At 63.9% G+C, this 16,255-nt stretch carries 14 protein-coding genes and 1 riboswitch; of the genes, 5 read left to right on the top strand and 9 right to left on the bottom strand.

Features of this window, described 5'->3' with window-relative positions:
* The coding region (locus BN1121_RS00650) for a DUF4347 domain-containing protein (RefSeq protein WP_043596967.1) at window positions 1–2,326 on the bottom strand (2,326 nt) is incomplete at its 3' end.
* A gap of 218 nt (window positions 2,327–2,544) precedes the next feature.
* Here BN1121_RS00650 and BN1121_RS00645 point away from each other — a divergent pair.
* Complete coding sequence (locus BN1121_RS00645; RefSeq protein WP_005361639.1) at window positions 2,545–3,249, top strand: phage tail protein; 705 nt, start codon at window positions 2,545–2,547, stop codon at window positions 3,247–3,249.
* 94 nt (window positions 3,250–3,343) lie between these two features.
* Window positions 3,344–4,051 (top strand): phage tail protein, encoded by a 708-nt coding sequence (locus BN1121_RS00640; protein WP_005361661.1) that lies wholly within the window; start codon window positions 3,344–3,346, stop codon window positions 4,049–4,051.
* Here the strand turns inward: BN1121_RS00640 and BN1121_RS00635 are convergent.
* The 7 genes from BN1121_RS00635 to BN1121_RS00605 form a co-directional block, all read right to left on the bottom strand.
* Window positions 4,048–6,141 carry an efflux RND transporter periplasmic adaptor subunit gene (locus BN1121_RS00635; RefSeq protein WP_005361662.1) on the bottom strand — a complete coding sequence of 698 codons (2,094 nt, stop codon included), beginning with the start codon at window positions 6,139–6,141 and terminating at the stop codon, window positions 4,048–4,050. The genes BN1121_RS00640 and BN1121_RS00635 overlap by 4 nt on opposite strands.
* Window positions 6,138–7,445 carry an efflux RND transporter periplasmic adaptor subunit gene (locus tag BN1121_RS00630; protein WP_005361664.1) on the bottom strand — a complete coding sequence of 436 codons (1,308 nt, stop codon included), beginning with the start codon at window positions 7,443–7,445 and terminating at the stop codon, window positions 6,138–6,140. The genes BN1121_RS00635 and BN1121_RS00630 overlap by 4 nt, the downstream gene beginning before the upstream one ends.
* Window positions 7,442–8,224 (bottom strand): efflux RND transporter periplasmic adaptor subunit, encoded by a 783-nt coding sequence (locus BN1121_RS00625; protein WP_043596965.1) that lies wholly within the window; start codon window positions 8,222–8,224, stop codon window positions 7,442–7,444. Before BN1121_RS00625 ends, BN1121_RS00630 begins: the two co-directional genes overlap by 4 nt.
* A gap of 251 nt (window positions 8,225–8,475) precedes the next feature.
* On the bottom strand, window positions 8,476–9,600 hold the full coding sequence (locus BN1121_RS00620; RefSeq protein WP_005361666.1) for a 5-(carboxyamino)imidazole ribonucleotide synthase: 1,125 nt from the start codon (window positions 9,598–9,600) through the stop codon (window positions 8,476–8,478).
* The gene (gene purE / locus BN1121_RS00615) at window positions 9,597–10,106 is read right to left on the bottom strand and encodes a 5-(carboxyamino)imidazole ribonucleotide mutase (RefSeq protein ID WP_005361667.1); all 510 of its coding nucleotides are present in this window, start codon (window positions 10,104–10,106) and stop codon (window positions 9,597–9,599) included. Before purE ends, BN1121_RS00620 begins: the two co-directional genes overlap by 4 nt.
* Window positions 10,107–10,176: 70 nt before the next feature.
* The gene (locus BN1121_RS00610) at window positions 10,177–10,479 is read right to left on the bottom strand and encodes a P-II family nitrogen regulator (protein ID WP_005361669.1); all 303 of its coding nucleotides are present in this window, start codon (window positions 10,477–10,479) and stop codon (window positions 10,177–10,179) included.
* 5 nt (window positions 10,480–10,484) lie between these two features.
* Window positions 10,485–11,411 carry a sodium-dependent bicarbonate transport family permease gene (locus BN1121_RS00605; RefSeq protein ID WP_005361673.1) on the bottom strand — a complete coding sequence of 309 codons (927 nt, stop codon included), beginning with the start codon at window positions 11,409–11,411 and terminating at the stop codon, window positions 10,485–10,487.
* A gap of 108 nt (window positions 11,412–11,519) precedes the next feature.
* On the opposite strand from BN1121_RS00605, the gene BN1121_RS00600 reads away from it, so the two are divergent.
* The 3 genes from BN1121_RS00600 (at window position 11,520) to murI (ending at window position 15,394) form a co-directional block, all read left to right on the top strand.
* Complete coding sequence (locus tag BN1121_RS00600) at window positions 11,520–12,422, top strand: LysR family transcriptional regulator (RefSeq protein ID WP_005361676.1); 903 nt, start codon at window positions 11,520–11,522, stop codon at window positions 12,420–12,422.
* A 36-nt stretch (window positions 12,423–12,458) separates the two neighbouring features.
* A riboswitch (cobalamin riboswitch) is annotated at window positions 12,459–12,634 on the top strand.
* A 52-nt stretch (window positions 12,635–12,686) separates the two neighbouring features.
* Entirely contained in the window at window positions 12,687–14,522 is a 1,836-nt protein-coding gene (locus BN1121_RS00595; protein ID WP_005361680.1) for a TonB-dependent receptor domain-containing protein, read from the top strand.
* A gap of 104 nt (window positions 14,523–14,626) precedes the next feature.
* Window positions 14,627–15,394, top strand: a complete 768-nt coding sequence (murI, locus tag BN1121_RS00590) for a glutamate racemase (protein WP_005361683.1) — start codon at window positions 14,627–14,629, stop codon at window positions 15,392–15,394.
* A 6-nt stretch (window positions 15,395–15,400) separates the two neighbouring features.
* Here murI and BN1121_RS00585 read toward each other — a convergent pair whose 3' ends face one another.
* Window positions 15,401–15,883, bottom strand: a complete 483-nt coding sequence (locus BN1121_RS00585) for an RNA recognition motif domain-containing protein (protein ID WP_043158194.1) — start codon at window positions 15,881–15,883, stop codon at window positions 15,401–15,403.
* Window positions 15,884–16,255: the final 372 nt, after the last annotated feature.

The following is a 16,255-nucleotide window of genomic DNA, read 5'->3' as shown; positions in this document are numbered from 1 at the left end:
TCGCGGTGGCGCCGGCCGAGCTGAGGGTGAGCACCCCGGTGCCACTGTTGTAGCTGGCGGAGATGTTGCCCATGGTACTGCCGTCATTGGTGAAGGCGAGCAGGTCCTGGCCGGACTGGAAGTTACCCGTGATGGCGACGGTGGCGCTGGCCAGGGTGGCGCTGTCGACGTCAGACAGGGTGAGGGCAGTGTCGATGGTGGCCGGGGTTCCCTCTGTGAAGGGGGTGGTACCACCGGTAGTGGTGACCAGGGGCGCATCGTTGGCCGCAGTCACGCTGACGCTCTGGGTGGCGGCGCTGCTGGCGTCGGTGCCGTCGTTGACGGTGAAGCTGACGGTGCGGGTGCTGGTGTTGGGGGTATCGCTGCTGTTGGCGTAGGTGACGGCGCGCAGGGCAGCCTGCCACTGGGCCAGGGTCGCGGTGGCACCGGCCGAGCTGAGGGTGAGCACTCCGGTGCCACTGTTGTAGCTGGCGGAGATGTTGCCCATGGTGCTGCCGTTATTGGTGAAGGCGAGCAGGTCCTGGCCGGACTGGAAGTTCCCCGTGATGGCAACGGTGGCGCTGGCCAGGGTGGTGCTGTCGACGTCAGACAGGGTGAGGCCGTTGTCGATGGCGGCCGGCGTTCCCTCGGTGAAGGGGGTGGTACCACCGGCTGTGGTGACCGAGGGGGCATCGTTGACCGGGGTAAGCGCCACGCTAGAGGCAAGACCCGGATTGGCGCTGTTGCTACTGCTGCCGTTGTCGTTGATCTGGGTGATGGTCACCACCCGGCTGTTGCTGCCCGGGTTATCGCTGGTGTTGCGATAGCCGAGTCCGTCGACCAGGGTCCCCATCTGGCTGTTGTCGCGGCTGAGGCCACTCAGGGTCACGGTGGCGGTGGAGCCGGCCAGCGTTATGCTGTAGCTGCCGCCATTGGCGAGGGAGCCATTGTTGCCATTGCTCAGGGCGATCTCGACCCCGTCTATTTTCAGCCACTCCTGGCTGCCGCTCAGCACATTGCTGACGGTCAGCGTCATGCTGTTAAAGACTTGCCCCGCGTCGTTGGCATCGGCCGTGATGCCGCTAAACAGGTCCACGGCTGCCCCCCCTTCGGTAAAGCCGGGGTTGGCGGCGGTGGCGCTGAGGGTGGGGGCATGGTCAGAGGCAGGGAGCGTGATGTTATCGAGCAATATGTCGTCGAAGAAGACCAGCATGGAGCCGTTCGTGGTGCTGTTGACCAGTGTGCTGGTGATGGTCACGGACGACACGCCGTTGAGCACGCTGTCATTGAGGGTAAAGCTTTCACCCTGATAGGCGCCCGCGATGTTGACTTGGACACTACCCTTGCTCGTGGTCAGATGCAGCGTCTGGATGGCGTCAGGGTTGCCGCCCTTGGCGTCAAGAAAGTGGAAACCCTTCAGATCGAAGAGTTTGCCAGCATCGAGAGTCAGGGTGATTTGGTGGGTGACATCATTGGAATAGTCAACCCCGGCGATGACGTTATCCAGATTGGCCTTATCTTCACCGATAGTGGTCATTTCGGTGTTCACCACTATCCCTCCGGCATCCAGAGTCAGAGTCAGGGTGTCTGAGCCAATGGTTTGGCTGGCCGTCAGCTGAGTGGCCCCCCCCAGATTTGGGTCGCCCGTCGTACCTGACTCGAAATTGAAGGTGACTTGCGCCAGATTGCCACCATAGCTGGCTATGGCCTGAGCCGTGAGTGGCAGGCCGGCCTCAATGCTGCCGTTGTTGGCCTCGAGTTGCCAATCCCCCTTGCCCCCCGTGTCGTCAGTCGAAGCAGCCACATCGGCCCCGGTGATACTGGCGAGGCTGACGATCAGGTTGGCGCCGCTCCCCGCCGCGATGTCGCAGCCATAGAGCAGCAAATCCCCGTTCGGATTGAGCGCTTCGCCCAGGGTGGAGAGCTGGGTGGCATAAGATGCCAGGTTGGCCGAGGTCAGGGTGAGGTTGCCAAGGCGGACCTGGCCCTCGGCCCCGTGGCTGATGATATGGACGGCGTCATAGCCGGTGTGATTCGCGGCCCAGTCGGCGATCTGGGCCAGCGCATCGCCGCCGGCATCCAGCAGCACCACCTCCACCCCAGCTTTGATCCCCTGCGCCAGCTGCTGGTGATCCGGCACCGCGCTGTCGATAAAGACCACCTCCTTGGCGGGGGGCTGGGCCTCGGCGGTTGCTGCGTCGGGCTGCGCCGCCTCGGCGACGGTGGCGGCCATGGCGCCGTCAAACAGCATGCGCGGCTCCAGTGCATAACCCAGGTTGAGGGGGCGACGCTCTTCGTGCCCCTGGGGGGCGGTGACGTTACGGGTAAACCAGGTACGCCAGTCCATAGTAATGACCTCTCTTCCTTGAGTGAGGGACGCGCATGCAAAAGAGGCCTGCCAGGCCAACTTTGACTGTAGGATGGTTCTCAAAAAGAGCTCACCCCCATATGGGGGTGAGGGTTTCCGTCTTGTTGCATAGACTCATATGCGCTCACTGGCAAGGTGGGCTACGCGGTGGGGCCATGCTGGTCCCGATAAAAAAAACAAGGAAGAGAGGACACAGGATGAAAAGACAACATATTGCGCTGGCGACCAGTCTGTTGGCGGGGCTGCTGCCCCAGGCCGCACAAGCCTGCGGGGAGGGTGACTACATGGGGCAGGTCTGCTTCACGGCAGCCACTTACTGCCCCCGTGGTACGGTAGAGGCCAACGGCCAGTTGTTACAGATTTCGGGGAATGAGGCGCTGTACTCCCTGCTGGGCATCGCCTATGGCGGGGATGCGCGCACCAACTTCGGCCTGCCGGATCTGCGTGGTCGCTCCCCCAGGGGGCAGGGCCAAGGTCCTGGACTTAGCAACACGACGATGGGCCAGAAGGGTGGAGTGAACTCGACCACGCTGACGATAGCGCAGATGCCTTCGCATACTCATGCGACCACCTTCACCCCGGCCAATGCCTTCCAGGTGACCGCCGAGCTGCCGGTGAGCGGTACCACAGGTAGCATGAGCGCGTTATCTTCCGGCACCGGTTATCTGGCCGGACTGGCCGGAAAAAATGGCGCATTGCCAGTGCCCGTGACGGGCTATACCACCACGGCGCCCGCTGCGGGCGGCGCCAGCCTGCCGGTCAACACTACGGTCAGCTATACGGGCACTGGGCCCGTATCGGTGCAGCCCGCCGGTGGCTCGCAACCTTTCTCCATCGATTCTCCCTACCAGGGGCTGAGGGCCTGCATCGTTGTTGATGGTCTCTATCCCCCCCGCCCATAGCAGCTGCTCTTCCAGAGAGCCCGAGTCCCGGTGAGGCGACCGAACCGGGCCAGGCTAACCCGATAACATGCATACAGATAAGAGAGGGAACAAGATGAAGAAACTACAGATTGCGTTGGCAACCAGTCTGCTGGCGGGGCTGCTGCCCCAAGGTGTGCAGGCCTGCGGGGAGGGGGCCTATATAGGGCAGGTCTGCTTCACGGCGGCCAGTTACTGCCCCCGTGACACGGTAGAGGCCAACGGTCAGTTGCTATCGCTTCAGCAAAATCAGGCCTTGTTCGCTCTGCTGGGTACCGCCTATGGTGGCGATGCCAGAACTACGGTGGGTGTGCCGGACTTGCGTGGTCGCTCCCCCAGGGGGCAGGGTGCTGGTCCCGGATTGACCCCGGTACCCATGGGCTATAAAGGGGGGCAGAACGAGACCACGCTGACGATTGCGCAGATGCCAGCACATACTCACGCGACCTCCTTCACCCCCGCCAATGCCTTCCAGGTGACCGCGAGTCTGCCGGTGAGCGGCACAACCGGTAACCTGAGCGCCTTATCCTCCGGTACCGGCTATCTGGCCGGCCTGGCCGGTAAAAATGGTGCATTGCCAGTGCCCGTGACGGGCTATACCACCACGGCGCCCGCTGCGGGCGGCGCTAGTCTGCCGGTCACCACCGAGGTCAGCTATACAGGCACTGGGCCTGTGGAGGTGGGTAATACCGGGGGTTCGGCGGCCGTTTCCACCGATTCTCCCTATCTGGGGCTGAGGGCCTGCATCGTCACTCAGGGTATCTTCCCATCCCGCCCCGACTAGAAACCACTCTCTCTGATCGCCAGAGCCCAGGCACGGCGACCGAACCGGCCAAGCAGAGACTCTGCTTGGCCATCCAGCAGGACCAGGCCCCGTTGCTGGCCTGCCCCCGGCAGGGGGTGCGCCGGGCTTAGCGTGACACCGTAGTGGGCTTGCAGGGGCACGGCTCTCTGCTCGGCGTCGCGGCGCACCCCTATGGGGCCGCCGCGATCCGAGGCCAGCGCCTCGAGCGGCAGGCTGGCGATCCCGGTGGCGTCGATATGATCCAGCCGCACCGGCAGGGCCGCGGCGCTGGGATCGTCTGCGATAAACTCGCCTCGTGCCCCCGGGGTGAGGCGAGCCAGGCTCTCTTCTTGCACATAACCGCGGACCCGCCCCACCCCCGTGTCGACGATCCTCAGCAGGGGCTGCTCTACCCCGAGCCAGCGACCCGGCGCCAGATCTCGCGCCAGATCGCGTACCACGCCGGCCTGGAGTGCCCGCAGTTGCAGACGCTCACGTTGTGCTACCCATCCTCGGTACTCGGTCAGTGCCTCGGCCAGACGCCGGGCCAGCACAGGGCCGTCGCTGGCCGTCTCCTTGCGCGCACTCTGACGGCGCAGCTCCAGCTCCAGGGCGGTGACCCGGTGCCGGGCGATCGCCAGGCGGGCGTCCAGATCGGGAGAGGAGAGGCTGATCAGGACCTGGTTCGCCTCGACCCGGTCGCCATCGGCGATCAGGACCCTTTGTACCCGGGCCGGCACCGGGGCGTAGAGGGTGCCCACATAGCCGGCCTCCAGCATGGCGGGAATGGCGATGCGGGTGCGCCAGGGGATCAGCAGGGCGCCGAGCAGGAGCAGCAGGCCAGCCGCAGTCAGCAGGGCCCGTCTGGCGTTAGCACGTTGGCGCTGCTGCCACCAGAGGGTCAGCTCGCGCACTATGGGAAGGGCGATGAACCATCCAATTTCGACTGCCATCAGTGCGATCCCCAGCAGTTTGAAGAAGAAGTGATAGACGGTCAGGGCGATCCCGAGGAACAGGATGAAGCGCCAGACCCAGGAGGCATATCCCCAGAGCAGTAGGCGTCGCCGCATTCGGGGTGACCAGACCTCGGGGGTGGCGCTGCCGTAGCCGAACAGCAGCTCGCGCAGGTGCCAGCGACACAGGGCGAAGGCGCGATCTTGCAGGTTGTCGATGCGCCACAGGTCGCTGAGCAGGAAATAGCCGTCGAAGCGCATCAGGGGGTTGAGATTGATGAGCAGGGAGCCCACCCAGGTCACGCTCGAGAGCAGCAGGGCGGCGCTGCGCAGCATGCCGTCTGGCAACAGCAGCCAGGCCAGCAGCGCCAGGCTGGCCAGCAGCATCTCGGCCAGCACGCCGCCGGCGCCGATCCAGAGCCGGGCGCGCCTGTCTTGCACCCGCCAGGCGTCGCTGACATCGGTGTAAAACATCGGCAGCATGACCACGAAGGCGACCCCCATGCTACGCACCCGGCAACCGGCCCGCTTGGCCATGAAGGCGTGCCCCAGCTCGTGGCAGAACTTGGCCAGCAGCAGGCTGGCGCCGAGCAGCAGGGCGCCCTCCAGATTAAACAGCTGCGGGAAGGCGTGATGATAGCGGGCCCAGTCGCGGCCCAGCAGGAACAGCGCGACCAGCAGTAGCCAGGGGAGCAGCAGACGCAGGCCGGCCAGTCGGCGCAGGGTGGGCCAGAGTCGGGTCAGCAGAGGATCGGGGCGCCACAGGGGCAGGCGAAAGAAGAGGTACTGATGGAGCAGGTGGCGCCAGAATGATACCCGCCGGCGCGTTGCCTTCTCGGGATAGCCGGCCCGCTGCATCGGGTCCCGACTGGAGATCAGGTCGTGGCCGCGCAGGAAGAGCAACAGCTGTTGCAGGTCTTGTTCATTGAGGGGAAGCCCCACCTCCCGGTTGGCGGCGGCCAGTACCCCCTCGGCATTGCCGCAGGACCAGTGACGCAGCAGGCGTAGTGCCGTGGCGGTCAACTTGTAATAACGACCGCTGAACGCGTCGCTCAGTACCCACTGCGGCGCGCCGTCCAGGCCGGGGGCGGCGGCGTCGAGGCGCAGATCGTCGCGCAGGGGGGGCAGGGGGGTCATAGGCCCAAGGTCTTGCGCAATGCGGCCAGGGGGCGGCGGAACAGATAGACCGCCAGGGGCACCTCTTCACCAAACAGCTTGGCGGTGCCGCGCAGCCCGATCCGCGGCGGGGGCTCGCTGAAGCGGGCGTCGAGCCGATAGGCCAGCACCCCGGCCGTGGTCGGTAGCGCCTCATAGGCGATCCGCTCCAGCCTGGCCTGACGGCGGCGCAAGGGATCGCTGTCGAGAAACAGCGCGACCTCGGCCCCCGCGGCGAGCTGGATGGCATCCCCAACGTCCAGCTCAATACGCAGCTCGGCCTGGGTCGGGTCGGCCAGTTCCATCAGCCGTTCGCCGGTGCGAACCGGCTTGCCAATCCAGCGCTCAGTATCGGCAAAGACGGCGATGCCGTCTCGCTCTGCCTTGACCTCGCTGCGCGCGAGCAGGGCCTGGGCATAGTCGCGTTCCGCCCGCTTCTGGGCGACCTGGGCCGCCAGCCAGTCGAGGCGCGCGTTGGAGTCGGCGTCCTGAAAGGCGCGTTGGGCGTTGGCCCTGTACTCGGCCTCGGCTACGCCGAGGGCGCGCTGCGCCACATCGGCCTGAGCCTTGAGGGTGGTGGCATCGAAACGCACCAGCGGGTCCCCCTGTTTCACTCTCTGGTTGGGCTGTACCAGGAATTCAGAGACCACGGCATCAAGAGGTGCCGCCACCGTGTGACCGTCCAGGGGCACCACTTCGGCGGGGGCCAGTACCGACTGGCGTACCGGAATCAACATGGCCAGCCCGAGCAGGGCGCACAGCAGACAGGGGCGCCAACCCGTCTTCATGCCGCGCCAGGGGCGGATAGGCTCCAGCGCCAGCCAGGCGTGGGCATAGACCTCGGCCAGCTGTTGTGCCAGCAGGGTATCGGTCGGCTGCCACTGGGTATCGCGGCCGTACCAGAGTCCGCCAAAGGGGCGACCGCTGCGCTCCAGCAAGGGGATCCAGAGGGCCTCGGGGGCGGCCAGCTCGCGCCAGTCGTCCCGGGTCTGGCTATCCAGCCGGGCGGCGTCCACCACCTGGGGCCGCGCCGGTTCGTCCAGCTGCCGACAGGTCCGCTCGATCATGGCCACGAAGGGGGAGTGGGGATCGGCCGTGGTCACCCCGGTCACGGCGCGCACCCTGCCGCCGATGATCAGGGCCGCGTGACGATAGCCGAGCAGGGGGTGGCTGTCGTTGACCATGACGTAGGCCAGCGCCTCGCCGCTGGCGGCCTTGCGCGCCTGCTGCTCGAGATGGAGAAACAGCAGGAAGCCCTGATCGCGTTGGTCCTGGGCCGCCGTCATGGGGTCTCCGTGAAGTGCGCCGTGCCGCTCATGCCGGCCATCAGCGCCTGATGATTGTCCTTGGTGCGGCCAATCAGGGGAAGGGTCTGGCTGCTCTCGTCGATGCGGGCGCCGAGGCGGACCACTTCGGCCTGCAGCGGTTGGCCCGTCTCGTCGGGTACGAAGTCAAAACCCTGGCCGGGTTTGAGTCTGGCCAACCAGCGAGAGGGAACCAGGAGGTGGATCTCAAGATGGCGGTTATCGACTATCTCCAGCAGCGGCGTTCCCGGGTTTGCGCTCTCATGGGCCTGGATCCGCTGGCTGACGACCTGGCCGTCAAAGGGGGCGAGGATCCGGCAACGGTCGACCTGGATCTGATAGACCCGGCTCTCGGCCCTGGCCTGGGCCAGGTGGGCTTCAGAGAGTGCCACCGCATGGCGGCCGACCGACTTCATCTCGGCCAACTGGCGGTTCTGGGCCAGCTCCTGCTGGGCGGCGCCGGCGGCGGCCTGGCTGGCGGCGAGCTGGGCCTGATAGGCGGCGCAGTCAAAGCGCACCAGGAGATCGCCGCGGCGAAAGCTCTCGCCCTCGCGATAAGGCATCTCCAGCACCCGAGCGTTCAACTCGCTGGAGAGCAGGGCGCGATCGAGGGCACGCAGCACCCCCCTGATCTCCTGGCCCTTCTCCTCGGGGGGAGAGAGGGGATCGTCCGTTTCGGCCCGAAGCGGGGCCGCCAAGAGGCCGAGTAGCGCCAGCAAGGCCGGTCTGGCAATGTGTCGAATCGGGGTCACGTCAAGCATCCTGCCAATAGTGGGACTCGAATTACACAGATAGTGCCTCATGGGATGGGTTTTGCCCACCTCTGCTTGGGTGTAACTGACAAGGTGCGCGTCGGGCCATCACGGGAATGCCTTCGCGCAGAGGATCAAGCGCGGGTTAGCAGGCCGCTCTGCTGTTTACGGCGAGTGAAAAGAGTGAGGGAGGCGTTGGGCCTCCCTCTTGCTATCGATAGCGTGGATACTCGTGCAGACGCAGGGCCTCGTTGCCAGCATCAGCGTGGCGGCAGCCCCAACAGGGCGCGCAGCCGGCGTGCGGTCGACTCGACCCTTGGCCAGTCGCGTCCGGTGACGGTGACGTGGCCCATCTTGCGGCCGGGGCGGGCTTCGCCCTTGCCATAGAGGTGCAGGTGCACCCCGGGCAGGGCCAGGGCGCCGGCCCAGTCCGGCGTGCCCTCTTGCCACAGATCCCCGAGCAGGTTGAGCAGGATGGCGGGCTGCACCTCGGCCTGAGCCGGCAGGGGCAGGTCGCACAGGGCGCGCACCTGCAGCTCGAACTGGCTGCAACCGGCGTTGTCGATGCTGGGGTGTCCCGAGTTGTGGGGGCGCGGTGCCATCTCGTTGACCAGCAGCTGGCCGCCGACCAGGAAGAACTCCACCGTCAGCACACCCACATAGTCGAGGGCGGCGATGATGTGTTCGGCGATGCGCTGGGCTTCGGCCTCCAGGGCCGGTTCGTTGGCCGGGGAGTGGGTCTGATCCAGGATGCCGCCGCTGTGCCAGTTCTGCACCAGGGGCAGGGCGCTGATGGCGCCGCTCGGGCTGCGCGCCAGGGTCAGGGCAAACTCCCCCTCCAGTGGCAGGCGTTTCTCCAGCACGCAGGGCACGCCGCTGGCGGCCAGGGCGGCTGGCAGTTCATCGGCCTGGTGAAGGGTCCACTGCCCCTTACCGTCGTACCCCTCGCGGGCGGTCTTGAGGATGGCGGGGAAGAGGTCGTCCGACAGGGCGGGCAGCGGCTCGCCCGGCAGCAGGGTCAGGTTCGGCGCGACGGGCACCCCGGCGCGGGCCAGGAAGGCCTTTTCCTCGCGGCGATCCTGACAGACGCGCACCGCGCTCGCGGCCGGTCGCACCGGGATGCGCTGCTCCAGCAGGGCCAGGGAGGCGGCGGGGACGTTTTCGAACTCACAGGTGACGGCCACGCAGCGGCTGGCCAGATCCCTCAGGGCCTCGGCATCGTCATAGGCGGCCACGATCTGCTCGTCGGCGGCGGCGCCGGCGACGCTGGCGGGATCCGGATCCAGCACGATCACCTTATAGCCGAGGCGATGGGCAGACATCACGAAGTAGCGGCCGAGCTGGCCGCCACCGAGCATGCCCAGGGTGGCGGGGGGCAGTATCATGCCGGCTCCTCCAGCTCCAGAGCCAGCACCCGGTCGCGCTCCCTGGTGCGAAAACCCTCGAGCTGCTGCTGGTAGCGCGGGGCGTCGCCATCCTGGGTGACCGAGAGCAGGGAGACGGCGAACAGGCCGGCATTGGCGGCCCCCGCCTCGCCGATGGCGAAGGTGGCAACCGGCACTCCCTTGGGCATCTGCACGATGGAGAGCAGGGAGTCCATCCCCTTGAGCTGGCGGGTCGGGATCGGTACGCCCAGCACCGGGACCGTGGTCTTGGCGGCCAGCATGCCCGGCAGGTGGGCGGCACCGCCGGCGCCGGCGATGATGGCGCGCAGGCCGCGCTCACGGGCGCTGGCGGCGTACTCGAACAGCAGATCCGGGGTGCGGTGGGCAGAGACCACGCGCGCCTCGTAGGGAACCCCATGTTCCTTGAGGATGCGGGCGGCCGCCTGCATCACCGGCCAGTCGGAATCCGAGCCCATCACAAGGCCGATCAGGGGGGGGTGAGTCATCATCATCTCCTCGACACAAGCTGCACTAAAACGTTTGCCCTATGGTATCAAAAAAGCCGGCAAAGCCGGCTCAAAATTTCTCGGGACGCACTATCTCCACCGTCTGCAGGAAGGCGACCATGGCGTAGTGGGGGTAGTAACGCTCCTGCAGATGGGTGAGCAGCTGCTCGGCCAGCTCCCGGTTGCAGATGGCCTCGAGGCGGATGTTGCCGCTCTCGCTCCAGCTCGCATTGCGCTCCCCGTGATCGCCGCGGCCACGGGCATCTGTGATGGTGTAGCCGCGCAGTCCCTCGCGGGTCAGGGCGCGCAGCAGGGTAGGTTCGAGATTGGCTTCCGTGATCACGGTGAGCAGGGTGCGTTGTTCGGTCTGCATGGGGACTACTCCACGAAATGCCGGGCCCACTCATGATAGAGGGGGATGCCCAGCATGATGTTAAAGGGAAAGCTGACACCGAGCACGGCGCTGAGCGAAAGACCGGGGTTGGCCTCTGGCAGGGCGATACGCATGGTGGCCGGTACCGCTATATAGGAGGCGCTGGCCGCCAGGGTGGCAAGCAGGGTCAGGCCACCGAGGGATAGCCCCATCAGTTGACCTGTCATTAGCCCCAATCCGGCCGAGGCCAGGGGCATCAGCAGGGCGAAACCCAGCAGGAAGAGGCCATGGCGGCGCAGGTCCTGACACTGGCGGGCGACGATGAGCCCCATCTCGAGCAGGAAGAGGGCCAACGCGCCCTTGAAGAGATCCACGAACAGGGGTTTGAGGGGGGCAACCCCCTCGGGACCCGCCAGATAACCGATGGCCATGCCGCCGAGCAGCAGGGTGACCCCCTTGCCGAGGAAGGTCTCGTGAGCCAGCACACGCCAGCGCGTCTGCCGACTGATGCCGCGGGCCAGCACTATGCCGACCAGGATGGCGGGGATCTCCATCACCGCCAGGAAGATGGAGAGCTGGGATTCGAACACTATGCCGCGCTCGGTCAGCCAGTTCACTCCGACGGCGAAGGTGGCCACGCTCACCGAGCCGTAGTGGGCCGCGGTTGCGGCCGCATCGACTCGACTCATGCGCAGGCGCAGGATGGCGAAGCCGAGCAGGGTCTGCACCACGCCAAGCAGGATCACCAGCAGCAGCTGGGGCAGCAGGGGAAGCAGTGCCTGCTGGGAGAGGCCGACGCCGCCTTTGAGGCCGATGGCCAGCAACAGGAAGAGCGAAAGGGTCTCATAAAGTGCCGGTGGCAGCTTGAGCTCGGAGCGGGCCAGACCGGCCAGCAAGCCAAAAAGGAAGAAGAGAACGACAACATCCAACATGGTTGGCCTCGTGGGTTATTCCGATCCGGGCCATGCTAGAGGGGATGATTCATCGGTTAAATCAGATTATTGTTGATAGTTGTTCGATAAAAACTGATAAGGCCCGGTATGCTCAACTACAAACAGCTCTACTACTTCTGGCATGTGGCCCGCAGTGGCAGCGTGACCCGGGCCGCCGAACAGCTTCATCTCACCCCCCAGACTATCAGTGGTCAAGTGGCTGAGCTGGAGCAGTCCCTCGGGGTGGCGCTGTTCAACCGGGTCGGGCGACGACTGGAGCTAACTCGTGCCGGTCATCGTGCCCAGCAACAGGCCGGCGCCATCTTTAGCCTGGGCGCCGAGTTGGAGCACACCCTGCGTCATGCCACTCAGGAGCGGGTGATGGCGGTGGGGATCGCCGACTCAGTGCCGCGCTCCCTGGCTTATGAACTACTGGCGCCGGCGATGGAGCAGGCAACCCCCTATCGACTGATCTGCCATGAGGAGAGGGTGGAACATCTGCTCGACGAACTGGGTCATCACAGGCTGGATATGGTATTGATAGACCGCCCGCTCCCCGCCGACTGCGCCGTGCGCTGCTATGCCCATGCCCTCGGTCACACCCCGCTCGCCCTGTTTGCCGCCCCGGCACTGGCCGATCGTCTGCGTCCCGCGCTCCCTGCGGCCCTCGACGGCGCACCTCTGCTCCTTCCCGGTGATAAGTCGGCCATACATGACAGATTGCTCGACTGGTATGGGCAACAGGGGCTGCGCCCTCATATCGTCGGCCAGTTCGATGACTCGACCCTGATGAAGTCGTTTGGCAAAGCGGGCAAGGGGCTCTTTCCCGCTCCGTTGGCCATGCGCCAGGATATAGAGCGACTCTATGGGGTGGTCTGGCTCGCCACCCTGGATGATCTGGCGCTCTCCTATTACATAGTCACCACAGAGCGCCACCTTGCGCACGAAGGAATAGAGGCGGTGATGGGGGCTGCGAGGGGGCGGATCTTTACTCGTGACGCACACAAATAGAAGTCTAGACTGCTATACATCCTGCTCCGCTCTGCCTATAATCCCGGCCACTTTGGCGCAACCTGCTTAATAGGGAATCCGGTGCAAATCCGGAGCTGGCGCGCAGCGGTAAGGGGGAACGACGCGACATTATGGCACTGCCGTCAGGTGGGAAGCCGTCGCTAGGCTTTTGGCCCCCAAGCCCGAAGACCTGCCAAAGATCGAGTTTCGGGCCGAGAGAAACCGGCCGCGAGATGGATGCTTACGCGTAATTAAGGATCTGTTATGTCGAAGAAAGTCCTGGCTGCCGCCCTGCTGCCGGCGGCCGCGCTCGCCCAGACGCCGGTGCAGACCAACGAGGTGATGGTCGTCACCGCTAACCGTGTCGAACAACCCGCCGCTAGCGTGCTGGCACCCACTCTGGTTATCGATCGCGCCGAGATCGAGGCGCGCCAGGTGCAGAATCTGCCCGACCTGCTCAAGACCCTGCCGGGGATCCAGATCGCCTCCCTCGGTGGTCGCGGTCACCAGAGTAGCCTGTTCGTGCGTGGCACCAACTCCAACCACTCGCTGGTGCTCATTAACGGTCGCCAAATCGCTGCCATGGTGGCCGGTACCCCTGACTTGAGTCAGATCCCGCTCGGGCTGGTGGAGCGTATCGAGTACATCCGTGGCCCGCGAGCGGCCGTCTACGGCTCCGATGCCATCGGCGGCGTCATCAACATCATCACCCAGACATCGGCCAGACAAGGGAGCGAGACTCACCTGACCGGTGGTGCCGGTAGCCATGGCTATGGTCTGGGCCAACTACGCTCTGTGCACGCTCTAGGCAGTCGCACCGACGGCAACCTGATGCTGGGCTATGAGCGTACCGACGGTGTCGACGTTGTTGCCGGTGCTCAGCAGCCGGATCGCGATGGGTTCGACACCCTTAATGGACAGGCCGGTATCAATCATGCCTTCACCGACCAACTGAGTGGTGAACTCAACGCGTTGGGCTGGAGCAACCTGACCGAGACCGACGATTCCTATCTGGCTAACGATCAGAGTAAGGTACTGGCCCGTCAGTTTGACGGTGCTCTCACCTTCAAAAATGAGCGCTTGAACAGCCGCTTTGACGCCAGTTACGGCGAGCATCGCCTCAAGACTTGGTGGGACGAGCGTGGCGAAGGGACTGCCCAGGCTATCCATACCGGTATGACTCGCTTCGCCTGGGTGAACGGCTGGCAGGTCAATGAGAACTTGCTCCTGACGGCAGGTGCCGATTGGCTGCGCGAGCAGATGAAGTCGGATTCTCGCTCCGGGGGCAAGGCATTCAACGCGCCGGATCGCGATAACAGCGGCCTGTTTGTGGTCGGCGGCTATCGCTGGCAACCTGTGTTGCTGGAGCTGTCCGGCCGCACCGACGACAACGATCAATACGGTCGCCACAATACTTGGTCGAGCGCGGTAGGGCTCAATCTGGACGAACAACATAATGTGCGTCTGAGCTATGGCACTGCCTTCAAGGCGCCATCCTTCCTCGATCTGTACTATCCGGGCTATGAAAATCCGGACCTCAAACCGGAAGAGAGCAAGAACCTGGAGCTGGGCCTGAGTGGCAGTTACAGCACCTGGGACTGGTCGGCCAATCTCTATCGCAACCGAGTCGAGAATTTGATCGTGTGCCAGCAGGGATATATCACTTGCATCAAGGGTAATACGGATGCAGAGATGGAAGGTCTTGAGTTGGCACTGGGGTTAGATACTGGCCCAATCCATCACAATCTGAGTTACGACTATACCCGCGCCAAGGACAAAAATGCCCAAGACCTGCAGCTGTTGCGCCGTGCCAAGCATAAAGGGGGCTGGCTGGCGAGCGTCGAGACCGGTCCGGTCACCTGGAGTGGTGAAGTGCTTTATGTGGGTCAGCGTAACGACAATGACTTCAGCACCTGGCCGGCCACCCTCAACGAACTGGGCTCCTACACCCTGTTCAACCTGGGGAGCCGCTATGCGGTCACCGAGCGCCTGACCCTGGGCGGGCGTATCGACAACCTGTTCGACAAGCACTATGACGAGGCCGTCGGTTACCCCGGGACCGGCACCGAGTTCCGTGTCACTGCCGACTATCGTCTGTAAGCCTCCAGAGCCCCGCATCGCGGGGCTCTCCTTTATAAGGAGACCTTTTCCTATTCCAAGGGGGAGGAGTATGATCGCCGGCCTGCACCAGAGGGAGAGTCCAGTTGGCCAACATTCTCGTTTTTGACTCCGGCATGGGCGGGCTGACCATTTATCGTGAAGTCCGTCGCTTGCTGCCGGCCCATCACTATTTCTACTGTTTCGATAATGCCCACTTCCCGTATGGCGAACTGAGCGAGCAGGCGCTTATCGACACCTGTGTCGGTACCGTGGAGCGCATGGTGCGCGACCACGCCATCCAGCTGGTTGTGATCGCCTGCAATACGGCCAGCACCATTGCTCTGCCCGAATTGCGCGCCCGTTTGAGCATCCCGGTGGTTGGGGTAGTGCCAGCCATAAAGCCGGCGGCGGCCCTCACTCGCAGTGGCTGCATCGGTTTACTGGCAACCCCTGGCACTGTGACCCGTGATTACACCCATCAACTGATCGCCCAGTTTGCCCCCGGTAAGCGAGTTCTGCTGATGGGCAGCACCGACCTGGTGATGATGGCCGAGCAGAAGCTCGCGGGTATCCCCGTCGATATGGCGCAGCTTGGCGAGGTGATGGCACCTTGGCGGGACGAGGGGCCGGATACCATAGTGCTCGGTTGTACTCATTTCCCATTGCTGGGCGAGGAAATTGCAGCCCTCATGCCGGGAGTGACCTTGGTTGATTCGGGTGAGGCCGTTGCCCGCCGGGTTGAGCACTTGCTGGGAGAGAGCCCGGATGGGGAGGGTCAGGGGGCCGCCTTCTGCACTCGCCTGGACGAAGAGACGACCAAATTAAAAGCCCCCTTGATGAGCTGGGGGCTTTCGACACTACAAGAGGTATGACGGCAGTCAACTCGTCATCTCTTCCCCTTCTTTCTTCTCATTGGCTTCGCGCACCTTCAGGGTGCGCTGCTGATACTCCTGATCGTTGAGTGCGGCAACCGCCCGCTCGGCATCTGCCACCGGCATCTCGACAAAGCCGAAGCCGCGACGCTTGCCTGTTACCTTATCCTTCATGAGACGTACCGAGACGACCTGGCCGTGTTGAGCAAAAAGCTCGCGTACCGCCGCTTCATTAGCCCGATAGGGGAGGTTGCCTACATAAAGGGTGCGCGTCTCACCTGACAGGTTGGATGGCGTATCAGGGGCTTGAGTACGCTTGCGCTGTAGTAGCAGAGGAACGATGAAGCCGCCGACGGCCAGTCCAAGTGCGAAGATAACCTCAGCCTCGAGCTGGAAGTGAAGGGCCTGGGCGACCAAATAGCCGATCAGGGCCAAGATGAGTGCGCAGACAGCGGCCTGCAGAAGCAGCGGATAATCGGACAATCTCATAGGGTTCTGCCCTTATATGAATGAAATCAATGAAAACGCAACACTTTGTTCACCTTCATGGTAACCAGCTTTGCATGAGTAAGCCACTTGCCAAGGGGCAAAAAGGGATATTGGCAAGTTATGCCCTCTATAAAACGGGTGCCAGAGCCATAAATGTGGATAACTCTGTATATATACACTTAGTATTCTGTTTCTAACTGATTGTTTTGAAGTTTTCGTGATTTTCTTCAAAAAAAGCCTTGTCATCGCGGCGCGCCTCCCTATAATGCGCCCTCACCAGCACGGCGGATGACGCCGGATGGTCAGCGAGTTGGCAACGCCAACCACGCTGCGAAAGAAAAGCGACAATGACGCTTGACTTTCAAAATGAGG

It is taken from the genome of Aeromonas diversa CDC 2478-85, from assembly GCF_000819805.1.
Classification (GTDB): Bacteria; Pseudomonadota; Gammaproteobacteria; order Enterobacterales; family Aeromonadaceae; genus Aeromonas; species Aeromonas diversa.
The sequence above is the reverse complement of the archived record's forward strand: the minus strand, read 5'-3'. Positions and strand labels throughout refer to the sequence as shown.

Bases quoted from the DNA above. Each gene is read 5' to 3' on its own strand.
- BN1121_RS00645 (WP_005361639.1), top strand. From the start codon at position 2,545: ATGAAAAGACAACATATTGCGCTGGCGACCAGTCTGTTGGCGGGGCTG.
- BN1121_RS00640 (WP_005361661.1), top strand. From the start codon at position 3,344: ATGAAGAAACTACAGATTGCGTTGGCAACCAGTCTGCTGGCGGGGCTG.
- BN1121_RS00635 (WP_005361662.1), bottom strand. From the start codon at position 6,141: ATGACCCCCCTGCCCCCCCTGCGCGACGATCTGCGCCTCGACGCCGCC.
- BN1121_RS00630 (WP_005361664.1), bottom strand. From the start codon at position 7,445: ATGACGGCGGCCCAGGACCAACGCGATCAGGGCTTCCTGCTGTTTCTC.
- BN1121_RS00625 (WP_043596965.1), bottom strand. From the start codon at position 8,224: ATGCTTGACGTGACCCCGATTCGACACATTGCCAGACCGGCCTTGCTG.
- BN1121_RS00620 (WP_005361666.1), bottom strand. From the start codon at position 9,600: ATGATACTGCCCCCCGCCACCCTGGGCATGCTCGGTGGCGGCCAGCTC.
- purE (WP_005361667.1), bottom strand. From the start codon at position 10,106: ATGACTCACCCCCCCCTGATCGGCCTTGTGATGGGCTCGGATTCCGAC.
- BN1121_RS00610 (WP_005361669.1), bottom strand. From the start codon at position 10,479: ATGCAGACCGAACAACGCACCCTGCTCACCGTGATCACGGAAGCCAAT.
- BN1121_RS00605 (WP_005361673.1), bottom strand. From the start codon at position 11,411: ATGTTGGATGTTGTCGTTCTCTTCTTCCTTTTTGGCTTGCTGGCCGGT.
- BN1121_RS00600 (WP_005361676.1), top strand. From the start codon at position 11,520: ATGCTCAACTACAAACAGCTCTACTACTTCTGGCATGTGGCCCGCAGT.
- BN1121_RS00595 (WP_005361680.1), top strand. From the start codon at position 12,687: ATGTCGAAGAAAGTCCTGGCTGCCGCCCTGCTGCCGGCGGCCGCGCTC.
- BN1121_RS00585 (WP_043158194.1), bottom strand. From the start codon at position 15,883: ATGAGATTGTCCGATTATCCGCTGCTTCTGCAGGCCGCTGTCTGCGCA.